The sequence below is a fragment of the Sodalis sp. RH21 genome (assembly GCF_047324175.1).
Classification (GTDB): domain Bacteria; phylum Pseudomonadota; class Gammaproteobacteria; order Enterobacterales; family Enterobacteriaceae; genus Acerihabitans.
In genome coordinates this window covers 2,252,637-2,276,758 of sequence record NZ_CP178732.1, presented here as the reverse complement: position 1 = coordinate 2,276,758, position 24,122 = coordinate 2,252,637, and the positions used below count along the sequence as shown (strand labels likewise).

Here is a 24,122-nt window from a genome sequence, read left to right as displayed (position 1 = left end):
TTAATTGACCTTTGTGGTGATTAAAATAATGTATTTGTAATAAACATAAATAGTAACCAAACCTGATAAAAACATGACCATAAAAAGTGTGCGACCACCGAAGAATTGCAAAATTAATCCACCTATCAGTGGTGAAGCGGAGGTACCAAAGTTAGTGAAATTGGTGATCCCATAGGCGATCCCCCTCTGCCCTTCAGGCGCCAGTCGATCTACCTCAACGTTTATCGTTGGCATAACAATAATTTCGCCAATACTTAAGCAAAGTGTAGCAATCACTAATTGCCACTTTATATGTACGTTTGCGTAACCAAATGCCAACTGAGCGATTGTTATTAATAATATTCCTAGTAATATCCGTTTAGATGGCACAATATTTCTAATAATATAAAATACAGGTAACTGTAAAAAAATAACGGTTAACGAATTAATGATGACTAAAAGTGCAATGACATCGTTGAGATTATTAATTTTAGAACGTGCCAAATACTGTATCAATGAAGAATCAAAAGTAGCATATATTATCATGAGCGTGGTGTTACAAAATAAAAAAACTGAAAATTCTTTATTTTTGATAATAGCGCCCAAACTCTTAAGAAAGAGTGGCTCATTTTTTCCTGTATTGTGATTCCGAATCTCATGGCCGCCAACCATAAATAGAAGGACTAGCAAAATATACAAAAAATATAGCAAGGCAGTCACAAAAAAAGTTAATGTGCTATTAGCAATACCAAATTTTACACCGATAAAGGGTCCAAGAGCGACCCCCATATTTGCAATAAGATACCGGAAATACTGACAAAGCTCCTTAGTTCTCTGATTTTTAAGGCGATCTCCAATATAAGCTTTACTGCAAGATTCTATAAAGGCTCTGCCTAAAGCGATACCGGTGACACAGACAGCGAATCCCAAAATGTTGGAACAAAAGGCTAGATATATGAAACTGAATACGCTGGTGATGAGTCCAGCTATAATAATGGGTTTACGCCCATAATCATCAGATTTATGCGAAACATATACGCTTAGCAACGTTGATAGAAAAGTTGCAAAGAAAAATATAAATCCTATTTCCGACGCCGATAAGGTAAATTTTTCATACAATATTACGGCCAAGTAAGGCCATACCATGAAATAACCAACGCGTGTTAAAAATGTCCCCAACAGCAAAATATTGACATCTAGTGGAAACACCAAATTATTTATTAATCCTCTTTCTAAGGCGTAACGCATTATCACTCCTTTTTAGGGATTAACGGATTCAACATGATATAATTTTTTAGGACGACTGCAATAGTCATAAATCTCTTGGTAATTTTCTCCTGTGAGGATAACATACCCAAGTCTGTCACTACTGCACGTTAATGAATGGACTAAATCACCGGGTTTCATATCAGCATGGACCTCTTCAATACATATATTTTTATTTATTTCCTGAAGTTCAAATGACGAAAAAATCCCCTCATTAGCAGTAATAAAAGCTATTCCAGCATACGTGTTTCGCGTACAGAAAAATTCAGGTTTTTCATTTAATGCAATTGAAATTGCACAATGCCAGAGGTCTACTCCAGATGATTTCATGACGAGTTCTGGAATATGATCTCCGCCTAGCCGAGCCGCGATTTCAACTATAGACACGGTGGAATCATTTATTTTTACTTCAGTATGAGAAACAGCATTATCAATACCTAAGGCTTCTAGGCCTCTGGAAGTTACATCAATGACTTTTTGATACATATCATCGGGGATCATTGCAGGAGATACATGGCCTATTTCAACAAAATATTTTCCATCGCAAACGATTTTTTTAGTGATAGAAACTATATGAGTGATACCATGAAACGTTACTGACTCTACACTGAATTCTTCACCAACTAAAAAACTTTCAATTAAATAACTATCTTCTTTTTCCACACCAAATAATGGTGAAATTGTACTTAGTTCATTAAAATTATTGAGCAGTTCTTGTGGCGTATTGTTTTTTGCGACGCCCCTACTACCTGACATATTTATGGGTTTTATTATATTTGGATAATCAAAATATTTCTTTACAGAATTAAGCTCATCCAGCGTAGTTACCAAAGCAAATGATGGTTGAGAGATGTTATTTTGCTTAAATATCTCTCTCATTTTAAATTTATTACGCGCATTTGACGCGCTTAGGGGGCTAATGCCATTTAGTTTTAAGTGCTCAGCAACAATCGCAGCCAATTCAACATAAAATTCCATAAACGTAAACACACCATCGATGCTGTGTTCTTTAGAAATGGCATCAACCGTTTTGATAACGGCATCGTAGTCATTAGTATCAACCGTATGTATTTCATCTATATATTTTTTCTCGCTATCCTTAAGCCTATTATGATATTTATCGGAGCCTATAAATATCACAAAACAACCGTAATCTTTAGCTTTCTTTAGACCAATTGCACCCGATGGACTTTTTTCAATGATCAACAATTTTTTCATTTTATCAACCAGTTTATTTTTAGTAAAGATTGTTTTCTATCAGAGGGAGAAGATCTCTTGAGAAACAGCCATTGTTGCTCAGTTTGCTTTGCCGGAACTGGAAAAGCTTATCAATGCCTTCGGTATTCCATTCTATATAATATCTCGTTTGTGAGTCTTTAACTTCCTGTAGAACATTACCCAATGTTGGTTCGAAAATATTGACACATCCCGTTAATTCACCAACTTTGTAAATCAGTCGATCTTTTTCTGTGATGTCTAGGATCTTTTTTTCACATGGTATCAAGGCAAATAATTGTCTACCCCCCTTACACATATTAACATTTTCTGGGAAATTCATGATTTCAACTCCACTTGTACCCAGATCGCCACTCATGTTAATTTGGAAATCAAGCGGTATCTTTTCATGGATGTCCTTGATGGTTTTATAAATATCACATATTTCTTCTTCTGATATTTCGAGGTGGGGATGTTTGTGTCCATGGTCAAAAAAACGGTTAAATCTCACCGTTGATACACCTAACTGATTGAAATAACCAATATAACGCTGCAATCTTTCCGTTGCAAAATTATGCCTCCCCAAGGTTAATCCGACATTTATTCTGAATCCCGTAAAATTCACATCCTGTTTCCGATCATTATAATCCTTTATTACACTCACTACTTTTTCGAAACTACTCGCATGAAAAACGCCTTTAATCGGATAATCTTCTTCTTTTTCGATGGTTAAGTTTTCATCTAGTATGCCATGAAAACTTATGCTGATCGTGCCATAATTATATTCTCTTGCCAAATTCAGAAGATATTCTGCATCATGGCCAAGTAAGGGGCGTCCGCTGGTCCATGCTTCTCCTTTTTGCATTGTTTCCGTAGGTTGCGGCGAACTTTTTTCAGCATAAACCCTGGCGGTTGATGCGCCATAAGCCAAAATAAACTCGCCTTTATAAGCAAACGTATCAGTATATCGAGGATAGATTTTATAACCAATTTCCCGTAATCCCTTAACGATCAATTGACCTTCGGGAACATCAAATCTTTTTCTTTTTACTTTATCATTATTGACAAACCAACAGTTCTTGCAATTTTGACCGCAGGTATTGTTACTAATGTATGTATCAACATCCATGTAAATGTCAATTTCTTCGGGCCGCAGCAATGCAAATGGAAAATCAATGGGTTGTGTGCCGTGAAAATCATAAGCAAGCGGGATATTATTTAGCATGTATAAGTCCTTTGTTCAGTTAAAAACCATAAGGGAATACAAAGCTTACCAGGGAGGTAATAATTATCCCTGTTTTAAACTGTCTTCGTTATGATTTGAAAATGCTTAGCTACATTTGTAATACCAATACTATTACTTTTATTGTGGAAATAAAGCCTTAAATTAAAGTTATAAAATGTTGTAGCTTGCCAAAACCTATCATTTAGATTTAATAACCCGTATATTTATTTTATACAGAATAAACGCCTGCTTTTTTTGTTAAATGATATGTATTAATTTCATTTTATTCTTGCGGAATTAAGATAAACCTTATTTAATGAGCTGTATTTACTGATAGGAAAATTGTTTTAAATTGATAACAATCATTTTTAATCATTACTCGTGGTGAGCGTTTTTTTGCATAAATGTTCGCACTCTTCCTTGATGGAATGTACGAAAATGTACATTTTGGAATAAATTGATCAAGATGCATGTTTGGTCAGTTTTAAGGATTACTTCGGTACTTTTTTTGCATGGGATCGGCAGAAATAGATTTTGTTCGCATGAAAGTCTTAAAACTTAGCATTATCAGCTTTATTTGTAAGAAGGAATATGCTGGTATTATAGAATGATAATAACTGCTTCATTAAAAATACCGTCTATAAGGTCGCCATTGAAGAAGAATACCCTATGAAAAATCTTGTTTCTCCCGAGTGGGTTGCTGCACATCAGATAAATAATGATATCCTGCTGCTGGATGCGACTTTGAAAACATCAATGAATGGTGTTATGGCAATTTCAGAGGATATTATACCAGGTGCAATTTGGTTTGATCTGGATAACCACTTTTCTGACACCGCCTCAGGCTTACCCCATACCCTTCCCCATCCTGATGATCTTGCCCAAGAGTTGGCTATGCTTGGGATAAAACGCGACTCCACAATAGTGGTATACGATCAGCAAGGTGCTTACTCCGCACCAAGAGTATGGTGGATGCTGAAAATATCTGGCATCAGTGAGGTATTTATCCTTGCCGGCGGCCTTAATGCTTGGAAAGGGTATGGTTACCCCGTGACTCGCTCGTATACAAAACCCGCTCCCGTTGTTAAAAAGGAGTTTAATTTTCAATCTGACCGGGTTATCACAAAAAAAATGGTGTTTGATAACTTGAGAAACCCTTCTTTTACATTAATTGATGCAAGACCAATGGAACGCTTCAACGGGTGTCAGCTTGAACCAAGACCCGGGTTACGCTGCGGCCACGTTCCAGACTCGCTGAATATCCCTTTCACTGAGGTTGTGCTGAACGGACAGTTCAAAGAAAAATCAGAACTGGTTCGTTTGTTTAAAAAAAGAGGTTTAAAGAATGATAAGCCACTGACATTCACCTGTGGTTCAGGTGTCACCGCATGTATCGTACTCTTTGCAGCCCAACTTGCAGGTTATCATAATCTTAAACTGTATGATGGTTCGTGGGCCGAATGGGGTGCAGATCCTGCCTTACCTGCCGTAATGATGTAGTAGTGTACCATAGGCGATGAAATGGTATTCCCCCTGCCAGGCAGTCTGAGTTGTCAGCGGCTAAAGCACGAGCAGCACAAAGTTTTGAGGCCACGATAAATATCAGTCGTAGCTAGTCCGGGAGCCAACCATCTTGTCAAACTCTTACCGCTGCAAATCCGAACAAGAAATGGGCACGGGACAATGTAAGAACATTTGTCTGTTTTAGTGCCAAGAAATAGTTGATTATTATACTCTAATAAGAAACGGGTTTAGGTTATTTTGTACAAAAAAAAAGAGTAGCAGAATTGTTTAACAGCTCAGGAAACATAGCATGCGCACACGAGCCTCAGCCCGGTTGTTAATAATTAATTCCAACAATCGCATATTGCTTTTCCGTTTTACGCACAACTCTGATGCACTATCAGGTAAGTCTTACTGGGCAACGCCGGGAGGCGGCGTAGAACAAGGTGAATCTTTTGAGCAGGCAGCCATTCGGGAACTTCGTGAAGAAACAGGACTAATAAGAGAACATGTAGGGAATTGTGTTGCGCAAAGAGCATTTGAAATGATGCTTCCAAATGGGGAGAAAGTGCATGCACGTGAGCATTTTTTTATCGTGCGAGTTAACAGCCAGGAAATCAGCACCGATGGTTGGAGTGCTAATGAGAAAGCCGTGATCAGCAACTACCACTGGTGGGATCTCAACGAACGGGAGCATTCATAATTCTGTGTCACGTTAAAAAATCACTACAACGTAATCACTTTATCGAGGCGACCCTCAAAATAAATCGCCAACTGGGACAATGTCAAATTCCAGCTCTGTATCGGCATTGTCCATTTTTCCTGTGCGTTCATTAACCCCAAATAAAGCAACTTCAACAGACTGTTTTCATTAGGGAATGCGCCTTTGGTTTTCGTCAGCTTTCTGAACTGACGGTGCACCGATTCAATTGCGTTTGTCGTGTATATCACCTTGCGGATCGTCGCCGGATACCGGAAGTAATGCGACAGATTATCCCATTTCCTTCGCCACGACTGGAGCACCACCGGGTACTGCTGACCCCATTTCGCCTCCAGCTCATCCAGCGCCGTTTCTGCCGCCTCCTTTGATACCGCCCGATACACCGGCTTCAGGTCAGCCATAAACGCCTTATGATGTTTTGATGCGACGTATTTTATCGAGTTACGGATCTGATGGATAACGCAGAGCTGGACTTCGGTATCCGGGTAAATGCTGTTTATCGCTTCCGGGAACCCCGTCAGGCCATCCACACAGGCAATCAGAATATCGTCCACGCCACGGTTTTGCAGATCGGTCAGCACCGATAGCCAGAAATTAGCGCCTTCATTTTCAGACAGATACAGGCCCAGGATCTCTTTTTTGCCTTCCAGATTCAGCGCGAGAACCGTGTAAACCGCTTTGCTTTGATAACGTCCGTCTTCGCGGATTTTATAGTGGATCGCATCCAGCCAGACGAAGGGGTATACCGCCTCCAGTGGGCGCTGTTGCCATTGTTTTAACTCAGGAATAACTTTATCGGTGACAGCACTAATCGTGGCGCTGGATACGCTAAAAGCGTATAAATCTTCGATTTCCTGGCTGATATCTTTGTAGCTCATGCCGAGTGCGAACATGCGGATGATCTTGCGTTCGATCTCATCGGACAGCGTGGTCTGATGCTTCTTCACCAGTTGAGGTTCAAAAGAGCCGTTACGGTCGCGGGGAGTGGCGAGTTCAAAAGCACCGGTTGGCGATTTAACTGTCTTTTTGGTCGAACCGTTTTTACGGTTAGCGGCAATATCCTGAGCGAGATGAGAATCCAGCTCAGCAGCCAGCGCTGCTTCCGTTAACTGTTTGATTAATGGAGTTAATATTCCATCTTTTCCCGTTAGGGCTTGGCCATCCTGAAGTGCTTTCAGGGCTTTATCAAAATCGAAGGGCTGGGACATGTATCATTCCTTTTTGTCGGTATTTTACTGGAATGACACAGAATTTCTAACACTCCCCAACGAACTGGTTACAACGGCGGAAACTGTTTATCCGTGTAACATCCCTTCAATCCTATCTGTCTCTACTGAAAAGTAATCCTCAACCATAGCCTTAAGTCAGCCCCCAAGTGTTGATCCACCTGACCGCTTCCTGGCGATCGGCAGTAAATACATCAACCAATAGAACATTTCCCCCAAAAAGCGGTGGTGACCAAATCCTCATTGTTTGCGGCTTTCGTGCGGTCGTTGTCGCACCATCGTGCCATTCCTATTCACGGGGAAAATACGATGGCATCTACCCCTTTACCAGTGGCGCCCTGGCGCATCGCAATCATCGCATTGTCATTGGCATTGAACGTCCAGCAGCCCGCCATGGCCGCCGGCGTTGTTGGCGAGCGCGAACAGCTCGCAGCACTCGCTCGTCAACTTGACCTCGTCGATCGCCTGGCCGGCCAGGCCGCCACAAACAGACCGAACGAGCGGGCCCGCTACCACTTCGACTATGCGCGCCTTCATGCTGACCTGGAACGCATTCATAGCGGCGTTCAGGACTACCTTGTCCCGCAGCGTGCCCAGCCCCGAGACCCCGTTCCACTGATCGGCAACTACGTGAGCGAATCCACCCAGGCAGAGAAGGCATCGCCATGACCGCATCTGCAGCGCAAGTGGCCGCCTTTCAGGCCAATGGCGGCTTCACGCCCGCGACGGTGTCCACCGTGGTACTCGGCATTGTTTTTGCCGTGCTGCTGCTGTGGGGTGCATGGGCCATGCGCGCCGCCTATGTGGGCTGGGCCGAACACCGTCTCAACCAACGCCAGTTACTTGCGGTCATCGTGCGATCCCTCGCGATGTACCTGGTGCTGGGTTTTTTCCTCCTGTCCTGATGTTACTCAAGAGACCATCGCCATGAAAACCACGACTCCCTTCCCCTATACCGCCCGCCGCCTGGGCTCGCTCATTCCGCTGCTGGTGGCTTCCCTGCCACTGTCGGCCTTCCCCGCTGGCCTGCCGACCATGGAAGATCCCTCCCGCGGCGCCGGCAGCGGCATCATGGACACGCTGCAGAACTACGGCTATGACATCGTCATGCTGGTCGCCTTGCTTGTCGTCGCGTCCATGTTCGTCGGCGTTTGCTACCACGCGTACACACGCTACTCCGAAATCCATACTGGGCGGGCAACCTGGGGCCAGTTTGGCCTGACCGTCGCCGTCGGCGCCGTGCTGCTGGTGGTGGGCATTTGGCTGCTGACCAAAGCCACCGGCGTGCTGTAAGGACGATCGCATGGCGAACGCTTCGCAGCCCGTACGTGATGGGCTCGTCATCTTCCTGCCGCACCGGCTCAATCGCCAGCCGGTGGTGGTGCGCGGGCTGACGGCTGACGAGCTGTGGATCTGCGCCGGACTCTCGGCAGCGGCCGGGCTCGTCCCCGGCCTGCTGCTGGCCTGGCTGACCCGCAGTATCGCCATGGTGCCGACGCTTATCGTCGCCGGCATCGCGCTCGGCGTTTTTGTCGGCGGCGGTTTACTGCGCCGGCAAAAACGCGGCCGCCCGGATACCTGGCTGTACCGGCAGTTGCAATGGCGGCTGGCCCGGCGTCATCCCGGGCTGGCCGCGCAGGTGGGCGGAGGCGATCTGATTACCCGCACCGGCATCTGGACTACGCGACGCCTTGCCCACCGGCGGAGGAACGCATGAGCCGCTTTCGCAACGAAGTTCAACACCTGCAGGCGCATGTCAAAACGCTGCGCCTGGGCAGTGGCGCACTCCTGCTGGTTGCACTGCTGCTCGGTTTTGGCTGGTGGAGTGCACCCCGGGACCTCACCATCCACGTGCCGCCCGACCTGCGTTCAGGCAGCACCCGCAAGTGGTGGGATGTACCGCCGGAAAGCGTGTACACCTTCACCTTCTATGTCTTCCAGCAACTCAACCGTTGGCCGGCCAACGGCGAGGAAGACTACCCGCGCAACCTGCACGCCCTGTCGGCCTACCTCACCCCCGAGTGCCGGGCCTACCTGCAACAGGACTACGAATACCGGCGCAGCAACGGCGAACTGCGCCAGCGCGTGCGCGGCCTCTACGAGATCCCCGGGCGCGGCTACGGAGACGACCCGCCCGCCCGCGTACGGGCCGTCTCCGACCACGACTGGATCGTGACTCTCGACGTCAGCGCCGACGAGTATTTCGGCGCCGAACAGGTCAAGCGTGCCCTGGTGCGCTACCCCATCAAGGTCACCCGGATGGATATCGACCCGGAGCGCAATCCGTTCGGCCTGGCGCTGGATTGCTATGCCGGTGCACCGCAGCGCATCGAGGCGCCCCCGGCACCGCCTTCATCCGGTACGCCCGCCCGTACTGGCCCCCTGCAGGGAGAAACCCCATGAAGCGACATGTTCTTTGCGTGCTGACAGGCCTTGCGCTGTGCCTGGGCCTGCTGCCCGCCAGCCATGCGGTTGAAATCCTGCGCTGGGAGCGCCTGCCATTGGCCGTGCCCCTGGTCGTCGGCCAGGAGCGCGTGGTATTCGTCGATCGCAATGTGCGCATCGGTATCCCGGCCGGCGTCGGCGATCAGCTGCGCGTCCAAAGCGCCGGTGGCGCGGTCTACCTGAGTGCCAGCGCGCCCTTGCCGCCGACGCGCTTGCAGTTGCAGGACGTGGCGTCTGGCGCGCTGATCCTGCTGGATGTCGCCGCCGAGCCGGCCAAAGACGGCCAGGCGCCGCTGGAGCCGGTGCGCATCGTTGAGGGCGACGCACCGGCCATCCGCTACGGGGTCAGCGCAGACACCGGCACGGACCCACAGCCCCAGGGCGCACTGAAGCAGCCCATCGCCCCGCGCGAAACCCCCATCCCCGTCGTGCTCACCCGCTATGCGGCGCAAAGCCTCTATGCCCCGTTACGCACGGTTGAGCCCGTCGCCGGCATCGCCCGGGTGAACCTGCGCCGCGACCTCACCCTGGACACGCTGCTGCCGACACTGCCGGTACGCGCCCAGGCGCTGGCCGCCTGGCGGCTTGAGGATATGTGGGTCACGGCAGTCCGGCTCAGCAACACCACGGTACGCTGGCTCGCCCTGGACCCACGTGCGCTCCAGGGCGATTTCGTGGCCGCGACCTTCCAGCATCCCACGATCGGCCCCGCCGGCGCGTCGACCGACACCACCGTGGTGTACCTCATTACCCGCGGCCACGGCCTGGCCGAATCGCTGCTCCCCACAGTGTCGACCATCGATGCCACGGTGAACCTGCCGCCCGCGGCGGTGGCAGGCCAGGCTTCGGGAGGCACGCCGCATGAAAAGTAATCCGCTGCTCAAATGGCTGCTGATCCCCGTCGTGCTGCTGCTGGTGTTCGTCGGCATCCGCTTGTTCCCTGGCGGCGGAACGAAGCCGTCGGCGCCGCAGAGCACCGCCAGCCAACTCACTCCCGAAGAGATGAAGGCCCTGGGCATCGAGGGCGACACCCCCCGCGATACCGTCGCCACCCTCGTCGCCCAGGTCAAGCAACTGCGCAACGAGCTAGGAACGGCGCTGACCGACAACAAGAACCAGAAGACCGAGAACGAACGCCTGCGTGGGCGCGAAAGCGCTATCGACCAGCGTATCCAGAGCGCGCTGGATGGCGAGCGCCGCCGCCTGCAACAGGAGCGCGATCAGGTGGCCAGCGACAAGCAACAGACGCAGGGCCTGCTGCAAGACCTGCAGCAGCGCCTGGACGGACTCAGCGGCAAGGGCAACCAGGCGGATCTTCCGGTCGGCCTGGGCCTGGAAGCCGGCGACGGCAAGGGCTTCGCCAGCGGTGAGGGCCTGCACTGGGTCGAACCGCAAGACGCCAGGACGGACGACAAGACCAGGGGTGCCGGCCAAGCCGCGACATTCCCGGTCAGCTTCGGTCCGGCGCAGAAAACCCTGTCGAACGCGGCCGATTCGGTGGCCGATGCCGGCGGCAAAACGATGGATGCCGTCAGCACCTCCACGACACCGGTCTACACCGTGCCGACGAATGCGACGCTGATGGGCTCGGTGGCCATGACCGCCCTCATCGGCCGGGTGCCGATCGACGGCACGGTCAACGATCCGTACCCGTTCAAAGTGCTCATCGGCCCGGATAACCTCACCGCCAACGGCATCGACATCCCCGAGGTGACCGGCGCGGTGGTCAGCGGCACGGCGTCGGGCGACTGGACGCTCTCATGCGTGCGCGGGCAGATCCGCAGCGTCACCTTCGTCTTTCAGGACGGGACCATCCGCACCGTCCCGCAAGGTCATGGCAACCCAGGCAGCGACACGACCAGCGCCAGCAACAACACTGGCAACGCCAACAGCAACAGCGCGACCCAAGGTGGCCTGGGCTGGATCAGCGATCCCTACGGCATCCCCTGTGTTGCCGGCGAACGGCGCAGCAACGCCCAGCAATACCTCGGCTCCCAAGCGCTGATCACCGCGGCCGGCGCCGGCGCGGCCTCGCTCATCAAGTCCGACAGCGGCAACGTCTCCTACATCAGCAACAGCAATGGCTCGCTGGGCACGGTCGGTATCACGGGCAACGAAGCCATGGGCCGCATCCTGGCCGGCGGCGTGCAGGAGATGTCGCAGTGGGTCAACAAGCTCTATGGCCAGGCGTTCGCCGCGGTCTACGTGCAGCCCGGGGCGAAAGTCGCCATCCACCTGGAGCAGCCGCTCAACATCGACTACGACGCCAAGGGGCGCCGGGTCAATCACCACACCGGAGGCTCCCATGCGTCGGATCTGGATTAAAACCACCGTGGCGGTATTGACGGCCCTGCTGCTGGGCGGCTGCGCGACCAGCAAGGAAAAACTGCTGCCGCACGGCGAGCACACCATGCTCGACATGTGGAACCAGGAGACCGGAGGCGGCGCGGGCGGCGGTCAGGCCGCACGGCAACTGCTCGATGCGCGGCAGGACCTGCGCCGGCCGCTGACCGACACCGACGTGCAGAACGCACCCACGGTCAACGCGACCTACACGCGCACAGCCGCCAATGAAATCCAGAGCCAGTTCCACCGGCTGCCCAACCCCGATCTGGTGCTGTACGTGTTTCCGCACCTGGCCGGGACCGACCCTGCCCCGGTGCCCGGCTATACGACGGTCTTTCCTTTATACCAGCGAGTGCAGTACGCCATGCCTGGCGAACGCACAGAGGCGTACTGATGGCCTGGTCGCTCCCCTGGATGCGCCGGACCGCCCCGCCTCAGTCCGACGCCGAGGATGCCTGGGAACGCCACGTCTCGGCCCTGGCCGCACACGGCATCCCCGAGCCCGGCAGCGCCCTGGAGCGTCGCCGGCCGGCCACCGAGGCCGAGGCCCAGGCGCTCTATGACCTGGCCCCATCGTTCGCCGATCTGCTGCCCTGGGTCGAATACCTGCCCGAGTCGCAAAGCATGCTGCTTGAGGACGGGCATTCTGTCGCGGCCTTCTTTGAACTGACGCCGGTCGGCACCGAGGGACGCGAACTCGAATGGCTGTGGCAGGCGCGCGACGCGTTGGAAAACGCGTTGCAGGACTCCTTCGACGAACACGACGACCACCCCTGGGTGGTCCAGCTCTACGCGCAAGACGAAGCGAACTGGGACCGCTATCTGCGCACCCTGGCCGAGTACATCCAGCCGCGCGCTTTAGGCAGCGCCTTCACCGACTTTTACCTGAAATTTTTCGCACACCATTTGCGTGCCATCGCCAAACCCGGCGGGCTGTTCGAAGACACCACCGTGAGCCGGCTCCCCTGGCGCGGCCAGTTGCGGCGTGTACGGATGGTGGTCTACCGGCGCGTCCCCGCCGCCGCCCCATCGCGTCGCGGCCAGTCGCCCAAGCAGGCGCTAACCACCATCTGTGACCGGCTCACCGGCGGGTTGTCCAATGCCGGTGTGACATCGCGACGCATGGACGCGGCGGATATCCACGACTGGCTGCTGCGTTGGTTCAACCCGCGCCCCACGCTGCTGGGCGACTCTGCGGATGACCGGGAGCGCTTCTACGCCCTGACGCGCTATCCCGACGAGCCCACGCCGGGCGAGCTTGAACTGGCCAGCGGCGACTTCGCCCAGCGCCTGTTTTTTTCCCAACCACGCTCTGACGTGGAGGAAGGCACCTGGTCTTTCGACACCATGCCGCACAGAGTCATCGTGCTCGACCGCCTGCGCACAGCGCCGCACACCGGGCATGTGACCGGTGAAACGCACAAGGGCGGCGATGCGTTCAACGCCCTGTTCGACCAGATGCCGGAAGACACCGTCATGTGCCTGACCCTGGTCGCCACGCCGCAAGACGTGCTTGAAGCGCATCTGAATCATTTGTCGAAAAAAGCCGTAGGCGAGACGCTGGCCTCCGAGCAGACCCGCCAGGACGTGCAGCAGGCGCGTAGCCTTATCGGCAGCTCACACAAACTCTACCGCGGCGCGCTGGCGTTCTATCTGCGCGGCAACGATCGCGAACAACTCGACGCGCGCGGCCTGCAACTGATCAACGTGATGCTCAACGCCGGTCTGCAACCTGTACGGGAAGAGGACGAGGTTGCCCCGCTCAACAGCTACCTGCGGTGGTTGCCATGCGTGTTCGACCCGGCCACCGATAAACACCAATGGCACACCCAGCTCATGTTCGCCCAGCACGCGGCCAACATCGCCCCAGTCTGGGGGCGCAACCGCGGCTCCGGGCATCCGGGCATGACCCAGTTCAACCGCGGCGGCGAGCCGATCACGGTCGATCCCCTGAACCGCCTGGACCGGCAGATGAACGCTCATCTGTTCCTGTTTGGCCCGACCGGTTCGGGCAAAAGTGCCACCCTCAACAACCTGCTCATCCAGATGACGGCCATCTACCGTCCTCGGTTGTTCATCGTCGAGGCCGGCAACAGCTTTGGCCTGCTGGGTGATTTCGCCGCACGCCTGGGCGTGAGCGTCCACCGGGTCAGGCTCGCGCCGGGCTCAGGCGTCAGCCTGGCGCCCTTCGTCGATGCCTGGCGGCTGGTGGATACGCCCGATCAGGTCCAAACCCTGGATGCCGACGCGCTGGATGCGGACCAGCCACCCTCGGTCGACGCTACCGAGGGTGACGAACAGCGCGACGTGCTGGGCGAGCTGGAAATCACCGCCCGACTGATGATCACCGGTGGCGAGGACAAGGAAGAAGCGCGCATGACCCGCGCCGATCGCAGCCTCATCCGCCAGTGCATCCTCGATGCCGCCCGGCGTTGCGTGGCCGAAGCGCGCACGGTACTGACCCGCGACGTACGCGATGCGCTGCGCGCCCGTGGCGACGACACCACGCTACCGGAGACGCGCCGCGCACGGCTGCTGGAGATGACCGACGCCATGGACATCTTCTGCCAGGGTACCGACGGCGAAATGTTCGATCGGCCGGGCACACCCTGGCCCGAAGCCGATATCACCATCGTGGAACTGGCCACCTTTGCCCGTGAGGGCTATGGCGCCCAGCTCGCCATTGCCTATATCAGCCTCATCAACACCGTCAACAACCTCGCCGAACGCGACCAGTTCCTTGGCAGGCCCATCGTCAACGTGACCGATGAAGGCCACATCATCACTAAGAATCCGCTGCTCTCCCCCTACGTCGTCAAGATCACCAAGATGTGGCGGAAATTGGGGGCCTGGTACTGGCTGGCCACGCAGAACATCGACGATCTGCCCAAAGCGGCAGAGCCCATGCTGAACATGATCGAATGGTGGATCTGCCTGTCCATGCCGCCAGACGAAGTCGAGAAGATCGCCCGCTTTCGCGAACTCACGCCGGCACAGAAGGCATTGATGCTTTCGGCCCGGAAAGAAGCCGGCAAATACACCGAAGGAGTGATCCTGACGCGATCGATGGAAATCCTGTTCCGGGCGGTGCCGCCCAGCCTGTATCTCGCTCTTGCCCAAACCGAGCCCGAAGAGAAGGCCGAGCGATTCGCCTTGATGCAGCAAAACGGCATTAGCGAACTGGATGCGGCGTTCAAAGTCGCCGAAAAAATTGACCAGGCGCGCGGCATCGAATCGCTCAAATTCGATGCGCTGACATAAAGGAAAGACCAATGCATCCATCCAGTCGCTTTAACATTCGCTCGGTTAGCTTCTCCTTCCTGCTTATCCTGGCGGCAACCTTGGTTGCTGGCCTTGTAGCATGGACGAACCAAGGCAGTTCCCACACACCCGTGCAGGCGCTCTCGTCTAGAGCTAGCCCGACCCGGCACAGGCCACCCTGGCACTACGGAAATGCCGACGCGCGCTACACACTGATTGAGTATGCCGACCTAGAGTGCCCATTCTGTCGGGAATACTTTCCGGTATTACGACAATGGATCGATGCCAATCCGGACGTGAACTGGCAATGGCATCACCTGCCTTTGCAGATGCACGAACCAGCAGCAACCCGCGAAGCACGATTGGCCGAATGTGCCGGTGAGGCTGGTGGGCCTCCCGCTTTCTGGAGTGCTGTCGCCTGGATTTACCAGAACACTCGAAGCGATGGGCAGGGCCTGCCGGAAAATGCGCAGTACCCCGGTATCACCTCGCTCGTCCAGCGATGCCTGGACAGCGAGCGGCACGGCACGGTGATCCGCGCGCAAGTCATGGAGGCAGAGAACCAGGGGATTTCTGCAGCGCCCACCTTACTTCTAAGAGACAACACAACCGGCAAGACAATACTGCTCAATGGACCGGCCGAAGGCGATGCACTATTGTCTGCGATTGATCTGCTGTCCATCAACCAGGCAGTCACCGCAACACCATCAGCGACCCCAAAACCTCCCGACAATGTCGGCGATATGCCATAAGGACTTTACTAAAAATATTCCGAAATTCAACTTTTGAGAAAGGAGACTATTCCATAATAATCAATAATATATGTTATGTATACTAAGCACAGTTGCATTAGTGTATATTTGTTTTTTTAAACACCTCAGTTATTATGGCACAATGTTGCAATATAAAACCTCGGAGCGATGTCATGCAAATGATTTCATCTTGTAAAGATCCCCAAGAGATTTATAAAGATGAGGGAATAACGTTAATTTTTGGATCATATGATCATAAAAATCAATTTACCAGAGGAGAAAAAGCACTTGGAGTACATTGGGGAGATTATCCTCAGTCTCATGGAATATTGAGACCCTGTGTTATTCCTGAAACCACAAGGAATGCAATTCTTTCCGGACTGTTATACCAAGCGGTCACAGAAAAAAAACAGATCAAATAAAAAAGTACAACCATTTATTTTCTAATGGCCATGATTAACAATCACTAAAATAAAATTGGCAGAGACACAGTAATCTCACATCTAACTTAACCACTGAGCCTCTATCAATTTCAAACACATCTTTTCCGATTATTTCGAAAATAAAAAAAGTATTTAGTACAACTCAATGATATGAAATTTTAATAAAATCTTCCGATAAATTATTATTTATATGTTGAATTTCACAATATTATTTTTGGATAAAATTAATTATTTACCAGTCAAGGAAGCCAAATTTGTTTAATGAAACTTTTTTCCTTTTCCGGCCAAAAGAGTATTTAACGTTATTTATTACGACGTCGTCTAATTTCTGAAATCCTTGGATCATCCTTTGTTTCTGAGCATTGGGAAAGATAATCAAGCACTTCATCAGTTTTATAAGGCCACAATGACGGGTCTTCCGCAAGTATGACATAAAAAATATTAAGCGTTACTATTGGATAACAACGGACCGGATGACTGTCATCACCATCCTTTAAATACATCATGCGCAATAAAGACCCACGAATGGGAACGAGCATCGGTAAAATAATCTGGACGATAGCTGGCATTAGCTCACCACTTGCAAACGCTAAATCAGTCAACATAGCTGAAATCAATGGTGTATGGAGTGCCCTTTGTTTTGGCCAGACATTCTTTAAAAAGTATAATATATGTTCTCTCCAAGGCTTAGGTGTTTTTGTAGACCAATTTTCAAGATATCTGAGGATTTGTCCACGAAATGTGTCATCAGCTTGGATCAATACTTCGCGCAATTCGATATCAGTAACCAATTTCTTAGGCTGATCCGCATTATCAAGGCCACCCCAACCATCAAGGATAAACCCTGCGAAAATATTACTTTTATGTCGTAGGACTTGGGGTTGCACTGCTCGAGCAAGAATAAATGATTTAAGAAGCAGAAATAGTTCACAGTTCGGTATCCTTGCAGACCAAAGTAAACCCTCCCAGAACGCATCACCATCCACATCTTTTCTTTCAGCCAAAGAAATTAAATGCCGCTCGGTCCATACGGGATCGATAACAAAAAGCCAGCATAACTGATAACAGACCATCACAATTGCATATTGCCTCATATCCCCGGGCAGGGCCAGAAGTTGTTCGAATCTACCCGTCCAATAAGATGGAAAACCTTCTGCATGAGCAAGGTCGTTTTTGATAGGGTCTTTCATTAGCAAATTAGCCAACTTACCTACTGGAGCATTGATTGCATCATCTGCCCAACCCTTATTAGGGTCATGTGGTTTTTCGGTCTTATAATTCATTATGGCTTCTAAAATTTTATTCCAAAGACCGCCAAATATTGGTGCTGCATCGGTATATAGCCGCGGAGCTAAATGCTCCATCCATTCCGTTACTGGATTAATAATCCCTTGTAACGCCTCGGGAGACAGTTTATTTAGTCGCTCAGCAATAACATTTATCATTCTCAAACGATCTGTGGGACGAGTATCAGCATAAAGAAAATCAGACCAAGCCCATAAGGGAGCTTCTCCATAACGTGCAGCATAAGTCAATACTGCCAATGCCCGGTACGGACGCTGCATTACAAGTCCTTTAAACGGTTCTTTCCGTACTCTATCGTATGTAAATTCTTTTCTCGCTTCATGAGCCAAAGTAAGTACTTGGGAAATAGGAGTGCTAAGGATAAGATCGGGATTATTATCTACATTGATGCTTTGTACCGTTAGCGCATTGGAATTGCCGACTTGGTCACCCGCATGCGTTGTCCATTCAGGTACAATTTTATGTAGTTCTTCGATTTTTTTTGCCACATCAAAACTGAAGATAACACCATGTTGAAATAGCCAATACAAACGATTCAACCGGTCAAGGGCAATATTCTCTTCTCTTCCTTTAAGGTTATCACCGCTCCAGGGAAAAGCGCCTATGAGTAATCGGTGTTCAATAAATTCCTTGTCATCTGCAGAAAATTCTGCCCACCGATCCCTGAGTGCATAAAGCAAATCTCGCTCGTGAAATGATCCCCAAAAAACAGTTTCGGAAAAATCTCTAAAAATCAATGCAACTTCCGTCGGGTCAAGAAAATTGGGAATTCCTGCCGCCCATATACGCAACCGCGCGAAAATATAGTCATCCTTTATCGGCCAACGTTTCGTTTCGGCACGTGCCAACAATGGATCTAATTTCACGAGCCTTCCCATCAACTTTTGATAGATAATAATTGGTCCAGTAAGACCGTAACTATCATCTAGTAAATCTGGACCATCATCACCTACGCAGGTAGTACTGAAATAAAGAGAGTCATTCCCCGAAATTTCCTGCTCTAACGATTTTGACAGTATAAGATTCTCTCTAAACTGGGCAATCGTATAATCGAGTAACTCGTCGGGAACAATAAGGCTCTTATGTGCCTGGGGGTAGTCGATATCAATTCGAATGAGCCCATCTGGCACGTCTTTACCCCATAACAAAGGATGCTTTCCAAATGCAGGTTTCACTATTATCTGTGGACGATAGACGGCAGCCAGCATGCGGATAAGTGCTGGAGTCCACCCCTCTTGTATTGATCGCTCTTCAATCTCGTATATGAACATTTCAGCAGATTCGCGCACATCAGACCATGAAGCAAGAAGCTGCCTCCATCCGCGTAACATATTTGCAGAAAAACGGTGAGCCTCTCTTCTCAACGAATACTGTATAGATTTGACAATAATCGGATGAAGTCCATTCTGGTGGCTGGCCCACCAGAGTGCAACCGGTTGATGGGCAATGCGTTGCAGCCAAATGCTAATGCTGATCAAACGTTTAGAAAGCGTCGAATTAGATTTTAAATCTCTATCTCGAATGCCTAATGACTTCTCACCCTGCTCACCTAAATCATTGATATTTATTGAAAATCCATCCCATGTATCAGCAGGAATATTACGTTTGCCTAATATATTATCATGGTTTCCGGGATCCGGTTGAACATCAAAATCAAGGCAAAGCATAGTGAATGGATCAAAATTTTCACAAAATTTGTCGTAAGGTTCGACCCTTTCAGGCTTCCCGTAACGCTGGTGGGAATCGAACACTAAAAGCCACATCGCGTCGAGTGGTTCATCAGCATTAGCTATGCGATGAGCACCATCCGGGGTTGAAATGATATTGGCTATCTGCCCACGAAGATGGGCGCCGAGTTCGGCTGGACCTTTGATGACTTTTGAAAATAAATTCGCATACCAACCGTCAATATCTCGGGCACGCTCTCCCCACGCTGACAGAGTAGCCCAAAGGGCTCTATATTTATCACTACTATCAAAGGATATCGCTTGAACACCTTTATGTTCCCATAAAGCAGCGGCAGCGCCGCTGTCACCTTCCTGGAAAGCATATAATCGACTGCGGTGTCCTGCATGAAGATTAAGTGCTTCAAGCAAGTATTGAATGGGTGGATCATCGGCGCTGTAGCCAATAAACACAATTTGATAACGGGTAAGTAAGGCCTGGATAAACCTTGTTGCCCAACCATCCGATAAGTATGCACGACCAAAATCGGCACTTGAAGCAACAAATTCATCATCTTGAACGTAATCGTATTGTTCATTAACTCGACCGTGTAAATGAATAACTCCACGGAAATCGCGATCATTTTTCGGGTCGGGTAAATGTGGTGGCCCTGAAGATAAAAGAACTGGAGCACATTCTTCGAATAATAAATCGAAATTGGTCGTTACCAGACGAGTAATTCCATTCGGAGCAGTGGCTATATCAAGCAATATTCGATGGGCCAGAAGATCATGATCTTGATTCGGCTTTATGGCCTGAGCAATTGCAGTTCTGACGTCACGCACCTCAAATTCTCGCTCAAGAAGGCTGAATATGCGATCGGTAGCGACCAAACCTCCAACACCTGCCATTCGTCCCAATTCCCTTGCCTTTTCTAATAGTCTACGTGCGGGGCCATTTTGGGCGGATCCGAGTATTTCAATGACATTTTTGCCCAAGGTTTCAAAATCTGGAAGACCTGCATTAGCTTGAGATACTCCTGCGCCACAAAACAAAATGACATCCCCATCATCACGAGCAGTAATGAGATCATTAGGTACAGAAGGCCCATCGGCAATGAAACGCATTTCTACCCCTTAGGCAATAGTGTTTTCACATTTTGTCTTAAGAGTATATAAATTAAAAGCTAATTTCCGTCTTGAAATACGAAATCAGCTATCCAATGTGCAGAATCAACTGTCTATAATTACAGTAAAAAATTTTCAAATTATAAATTTTTTAAGACAATCACATAATGGTTTCTCCCTGTTTCCAATAGCCATTTCCATGGTAAAACAGATACTTGAATGCACCCTTAGTAGTTATTATCATATCCCTGCCAAGGGGTATATGCTTTCATAGGTCCCTATGGGTCTAGTTTGCAAAGCAAAAAAGATAAATCAAACACAGTTTTTTTTTATCCCGCAACTGCAAATAAAACCGGTAAGAGCATGGTTCACTTTGTTTCTCGTTTTGATTATTCAAGAGAGGTTAACTGAACTGACTAAATGCTCACCCGGTAGCCAATGTAATGAGACCCAATTTTGTATCTTTGTCTTTTTTGCAACTGAGCCTGTTTACAGCAGCGGCTGAGGTCCTGTTGATGACAGGAGCTGCACATGCGATGCAGGTGTTGGTAGTTACTGATAGCCGGCACCCTGTAACGGGTAAAGCCGACCGTATCATTGAATTAGACGCACCTGCACTGCTGGAAAACAACTTGTCTTCCCAGCTTCCTGCCAGCCCGAATGATGCTGAAAAGCTATTAAAAAAAAGACTGAACGACGGCGGTAACGATTTACAACTCCAGTTCTCGGCTGCCTGGCAGGACGTTACTAATGCCTGGAGTGTGGGCATCAAAAAAATTCCAGCCGTAGTAGTTGATAGCCGCTATGTCATTTATGGTGAAAGTGATATTGATCACGCCGTTGCCCGGATACAGGCTTACAGGAGCCGCCAACTATGACCATGAATAGTTCTGCCCTGTCGATGCGTCTGTATATCGCTGCCTTATTTTTCGGTAGCAGCACGCAGGTATTTGCCTTGAATACCGCAACAATAGTTTCTTCCGTGCTATCACCGCCCTGCCTGGAGTATCGTGTCGCAGGAATATGCTACTGGCTGTACTGCGCGCCGTTTGGCTGTACCGTGCGCACTTCGGTCAAGGTCCGCCACTACGTCCCCGATGCGGTGGTCTCCAGCTACGCGAATACCGGCGAAAATCCGTGGGTCGAAGTCCGCGTCATGAGTCCGCATAACACCACGGCACAGGCCGGCGGTGATGGCACGACCAACCACGACGGCGAGAACAACCTTGCCCGGTTCAAAAACACTGACGTCATCGGGCACCCGGCCGGCGATGTATTCAGCCGCTTCGCAAGCGCCTCCGGTTATACCTGCACCGGCGCGGGAATGGCCTTTATGCCGTACTTGCTCAGTACCCTCGATACCGTGGCCTGGCGCTTCAACCTGCCCGAGATGGCCTATCCTGAAGCCCTGACGCCGGGCATGCGCGAAATCGGCGGGCGCAGCACGCTCAACTTATGGGGCAGCGTGTATCCCCGCGGCGGATTCCTGCACCAGAGCGACGATTACAAAGCCGGCGCCGTCGTTGCACAGCGTGCCGGCGACATCGTGACCCGCCGCGGTCAAATCCACGTCTACCAGCCACTACTCGCCAACGCTCACGACGGCTACTGGCCGGCGGGCGAATTGCTCGAAGGTGATGCATCTACCGGCAAGTGGCAGGAACTGACGCCCACGCTCTCCAGCAACTGCGCGGTCTTCCCCCACAACAATGCTCAGGTACAGGCTCAACAGGGTGACTACGCCTGGGCCCTGTGGCGCCCCTATGCCTGCTGCCAGCGCCGGGGACAGACTTTCCTCGGCAGTACTGATTTTCAGTAAGGACGCCCCATGAAAGCACCTAGCGCCCATCATTCCTGCCTCTGGCCGTTTTTGCACGCCATCGTCCTGGCTGTCGCACTCGCCGCAATTGGGACCACCCAGGCACAAATCCGCATTGACAGCACCGGCATCAATGCCAGCGGGAACGTCATCGGTGACGACGTGCTCTACAGCATCGGCGGCGGCCGTGCCGTGTCCATGGGCAGTGCCGGTAACATGCAAAGCATCGGCGTCGGTGCCGGCTGGAACAGCAATCTGATCTGCGGTGACATGAGTCTCACCACCACGCTACAGAACCAGCTCAACGGCGTCACCAACGGTTTCCAGTCCATCATGAGTAACGTCATCCAGAACGCCACCAGCGCGGTGGCTTCACTACCGGCGTTGATCGTCCAGCGCGCCGATCCTGGCCTGTACAACCTGCTGACCAACGGGATCCTGCAGGCCCGGATGGATTTCGACCGTTCCAAGATGACTTGCCGGGCCATCGCCAACCGTCTGGCGGACACGGCCGGCGGCCAGGCCGGCTGGGATCAGCTAGCCGAAGGGGTGGCCCTCAAAAGCGCCGTAGGCAGTACCGATGCGGTCTCGGCCATCGAGCAGGCCGAATCCAGCAAGGGCAACAGCGGCGTGCCCTGGGTGGGCGGCAGCAACGCCGGCGGCTCCGGCCAGAACGCCATCAAGGTGGTCAGCGACGTTACCCGCGCCGGCTACAACCTGCTCAATGGCCGCAGCGTCACCGACACCGCGTCCATCAGCCAGGACGACTGCGGCGAACGGCTCACCTGCCAGGCCTGGACCTCCCCGCAAGCCGCCGCCGACTGGGCCAACCGGGTGCTGGGCGAGCGCGAACAACAAACCTGCGAATCCTGCACCAAGACCCAGACCACGCCCGGCGTGGGCCTGACACCGCTTATTCAAGAAGAATTCGAGACCAAGCTGCAAGCCCTGCAAGAGTTGGTCTCGGGCGCCAAACCCACGACCGCCGAGAACCTGGACGCCGCCGGCAGCAACTCGCTGCCGATCACCCGCGGCGTGATCGAGGCACTGCGCGACGAACCCGATCAGGACCTGCTGGGTAAGCGCCTGGCCTCGGAAGCGGCGCTGTCAAGCGTGCTGGAAAAAGCCCTGCTGCTGCAACGCACTCTGCTGACCGGCAGGCAAGAACCCAACATCGCGGCCAATGAACTGGCGGTCAAGGCGGTAGAGCAGGAAAACAACACACTGGAGCAGGAGATAAACAACCTCAAGACCGAGCTGGAACTGCGGCAAACACTGGCCAACAACTCAGCCATGGCCATTATCCAGCGTCATGGTTCGAGGGCCGCGGGCTCACGCGGCATCTTCGAAGACGACACCTTGCGTAACCGCCTCGATGAAGTTCAGAAATCGCGCAGCGAGACACAATGAGCGTCCCAGCAAGGACATGGATTTTGCGGCTGTTCAGCCACCGGATCATTCTGGCGCTGGTGGGTTTGCTGCTCGTTATCGGTACCGCCCTGTCCATCCACTTTTCCGGTGGCCGCATCGTAGATAACATTGCTGATGGCGAGCGCTGGTTGTGGGCTTATTCCGGTTATTTTTTCGTCTGGCGCCTGCTTCTCTATATGGTTATAGCCACAGGCTGGCGACGGTTACGTACATGCCTGCGACAGCAGGACCCTTCAAAGGAATTCTCCCAACGCATAGGGAGAATTGAAATTTTCACAGTGATGACGATTATTTTACTGGAAAGCCGGTATTCGCTTTCTTAACGCGAATACTTTCTAAACGGTAGTACTCGCTGCCTGCTGCCAAAAGGAGATGCACAAAGGGCCTGGAAAG

Annotated in this window: 22 protein-coding genes; 17 read left to right on the top strand and 5 right to left on the bottom strand. The window is 51.3% G+C overall.

The features are described 5' to 3' along the window. The 3 genes from ACL2XP_RS10410 to ACL2XP_RS10400 are packed head-to-tail and all read right to left on the bottom strand — an operon-like array spanning position 1 to position 3,685. A complete protein-coding gene (locus ACL2XP_RS10410) occupies positions 1-1,227 on the bottom strand; it encodes an MFS transporter (protein WP_413730135.1) in 1,227 nt (408 codons plus the stop codon). A 12-nt stretch (positions 1,228-1,239) separates the two neighbouring features. Beyond that, positions 1,240-2,463 carry an ATP-grasp domain-containing protein gene (locus ACL2XP_RS10405; protein WP_413738540.1) on the bottom strand — a complete coding sequence of 408 codons (1,224 nt, stop codon included), beginning with the start codon at positions 2,461-2,463 and terminating at the stop codon, positions 1,240-1,242. Positions 2,464-2,482: 19 nt separating this feature from the next. Beyond that, positions 2,483-3,685 carry a radical SAM protein gene (locus ACL2XP_RS10400; protein ID WP_413730133.1) on the bottom strand — a complete coding sequence of 401 codons (1,203 nt, stop codon included), beginning with the start codon at positions 3,683-3,685 and terminating at the stop codon, positions 2,483-2,485. 669 nt (positions 3,686-4,354) lie between these two features. Between ACL2XP_RS10400 and ACL2XP_RS10395 the strand changes: the two genes are divergently transcribed. After that, positions 4,355-5,185 carry a sulfurtransferase gene (locus ACL2XP_RS10395; RefSeq protein WP_413730132.1) on the top strand — a complete coding sequence of 277 codons (831 nt, stop codon included), beginning with the start codon at positions 4,355-4,357 and terminating at the stop codon, positions 5,183-5,185. Between the two features lie 313 nt (positions 5,186-5,498). Next, entirely contained in the window at positions 5,499-5,891 is a 393-nt protein-coding gene (locus tag ACL2XP_RS10390) for an NUDIX hydrolase (RefSeq protein WP_413738539.1), read from the top strand. A gap of 23 nt (positions 5,892-5,914) precedes the next feature. On the opposite strand, the gene ACL2XP_RS10385 is transcribed toward ACL2XP_RS10390, so the two are convergent. Further along, positions 5,915-7,117, bottom strand: coding sequence for an IS256 family transposase (locus tag ACL2XP_RS10385; RefSeq protein WP_413734178.1), 1,203 nt, complete (start codon positions 7,115-7,117; stop codon positions 5,915-5,917). 327 nt (positions 7,118-7,444) lie between these two features. Between ACL2XP_RS10385 and ACL2XP_RS10380 the strand changes: the two genes are divergently transcribed. The 11 genes from ACL2XP_RS10380 to ACL2XP_RS10330 all read left to right on the top strand — a co-directional run bounded on the left by ACL2XP_RS10380 (position 7,445) and on the right by ACL2XP_RS10330 (position 16,361). Then, entirely contained in the window at positions 7,445-7,804 is a 360-nt protein-coding gene (locus ACL2XP_RS10380) for an RAQPRD family integrative conjugative element protein (RefSeq protein WP_413730130.1), read from the top strand. After that, positions 7,801-8,040 carry a TIGR03758 family integrating conjugative element protein gene (locus ACL2XP_RS10375; protein WP_413730129.1) on the top strand — a complete coding sequence of 80 codons (240 nt, stop codon included), beginning with the start codon at positions 7,801-7,803 and terminating at the stop codon, positions 8,038-8,040. The genes ACL2XP_RS10380 and ACL2XP_RS10375 overlap by 4 nt, the downstream gene beginning before the upstream one ends. A 22-nt stretch (positions 8,041-8,062) precedes the next feature. Continuing rightward, on the top strand, positions 8,063-8,428 hold the full coding sequence (locus ACL2XP_RS10370) for a TIGR03745 family integrating conjugative element membrane protein (RefSeq protein ID WP_413730128.1): 366 nt from the start codon (positions 8,063-8,065) through the stop codon (positions 8,426-8,428). Positions 8,429-8,438: 10 nt separating this feature from the next. Then, positions 8,439-8,852, top strand: coding sequence for a TIGR03750 family conjugal transfer protein (locus tag ACL2XP_RS10365; protein ID WP_413730126.1), 414 nt, complete (start codon positions 8,439-8,441; stop codon positions 8,850-8,852). Next, positions 8,849-9,538 (top strand): PFL_4703 family integrating conjugative element protein, encoded by a 690-nt coding sequence (locus ACL2XP_RS10360; protein WP_413730125.1) that lies wholly within the window; start codon positions 8,849-8,851, stop codon positions 9,536-9,538. The genes ACL2XP_RS10365 and ACL2XP_RS10360 overlap by 4 nt, the downstream gene beginning before the upstream one ends. Then, positions 9,535-10,452: a TIGR03749 family integrating conjugative element protein gene (locus ACL2XP_RS10355; RefSeq protein WP_413730123.1), complete on the top strand. Its 918-nt coding sequence runs from the start codon at positions 9,535-9,537 to the stop codon at positions 10,450-10,452. Before ACL2XP_RS10360 ends, ACL2XP_RS10355 begins: the two co-directional genes overlap by 4 nt. Continuing rightward, the gene (locus ACL2XP_RS10350) at positions 10,442-11,905 is read left to right on the top strand and encodes a TIGR03752 family integrating conjugative element protein (protein WP_413730122.1); all 1,464 of its coding nucleotides are present in this window, start codon (positions 10,442-10,444) and stop codon (positions 11,903-11,905) included. The genes ACL2XP_RS10355 and ACL2XP_RS10350 overlap by 11 nt, the downstream gene beginning before the upstream one ends. After that, a complete protein-coding gene (locus ACL2XP_RS10345; RefSeq protein ID WP_413730121.1) occupies positions 11,886-12,320 on the top strand; it encodes a TIGR03751 family conjugal transfer lipoprotein in 435 nt (144 codons plus the stop codon). Before ACL2XP_RS10350 ends, ACL2XP_RS10345 begins: the two co-directional genes overlap by 20 nt. Continuing rightward, positions 12,320-15,187 (top strand): conjugative transfer ATPase, encoded by a 2,868-nt coding sequence (locus ACL2XP_RS10340; protein WP_413730119.1) that lies wholly within the window; start codon positions 12,320-12,322, stop codon positions 15,185-15,187. The genes ACL2XP_RS10345 and ACL2XP_RS10340 overlap by 1 nt, the downstream gene beginning before the upstream one ends. Before the next feature lie 11 nt (positions 15,188-15,198). Continuing rightward, the gene (locus tag ACL2XP_RS10335) at positions 15,199-15,939 is read left to right on the top strand and encodes a thioredoxin domain-containing protein (protein ID WP_413730118.1); all 741 of its coding nucleotides are present in this window, start codon (positions 15,199-15,201) and stop codon (positions 15,937-15,939) included. Between the two features lie 173 nt (positions 15,940-16,112). Continuing rightward, on the top strand, positions 16,113-16,361 hold the full coding sequence (locus ACL2XP_RS10330) for a hypothetical protein (RefSeq protein ID WP_413730116.1): 249 nt from the start codon (positions 16,113-16,115) through the stop codon (positions 16,359-16,361). A gap of 323 nt (positions 16,362-16,684) precedes the next feature. On the opposite strand, the gene ACL2XP_RS10325 is transcribed toward ACL2XP_RS10330, so the two are convergent. Next, positions 16,685-20,479 carry an SIR2 family protein gene (locus ACL2XP_RS10325; RefSeq protein WP_413732597.1) on the bottom strand — a complete coding sequence of 1,265 codons (3,795 nt, stop codon included), beginning with the start codon at positions 20,477-20,479 and terminating at the stop codon, positions 16,685-16,687. A gap of 443 nt (positions 20,480-20,922) precedes the next feature. On the opposite strand from ACL2XP_RS10325, the gene ACL2XP_RS10320 reads away from it, so the two are divergent. From ACL2XP_RS10320 to ACL2XP_RS10305, 4 genes are read left to right on the top strand one after another with little or no spacing between them, the layout of a single operon-like run. Beyond that, positions 20,923-21,357, top strand: a complete 435-nt coding sequence (locus tag ACL2XP_RS10320; protein ID WP_413730113.1) for a TIGR03757 family integrating conjugative element protein — start codon at positions 20,923-20,925, stop codon at positions 21,355-21,357. 23 nt (positions 21,358-21,380) lie between these two features. Then, positions 21,381-22,298, top strand: coding sequence for a TIGR03756 family integrating conjugative element protein (locus ACL2XP_RS10315; protein WP_413731048.1), 918 nt, complete (start codon positions 21,381-21,383; stop codon positions 22,296-22,298). A 9-nt stretch (positions 22,299-22,307) separates the two neighbouring features. Further along, complete coding sequence (locus tag ACL2XP_RS10310) at positions 22,308-23,708, top strand: integrating conjugative element protein (protein WP_413738538.1); 1,401 nt, start codon at positions 22,308-22,310, stop codon at positions 23,706-23,708. Next, entirely contained in the window at positions 23,705-24,052 is a 348-nt protein-coding gene (locus tag ACL2XP_RS10305) for a hypothetical protein (RefSeq protein ID WP_413730110.1), read from the top strand. Before ACL2XP_RS10310 ends, ACL2XP_RS10305 begins: the two co-directional genes overlap by 4 nt. Positions 24,053-24,122 lie beyond the last annotated feature (70 nt).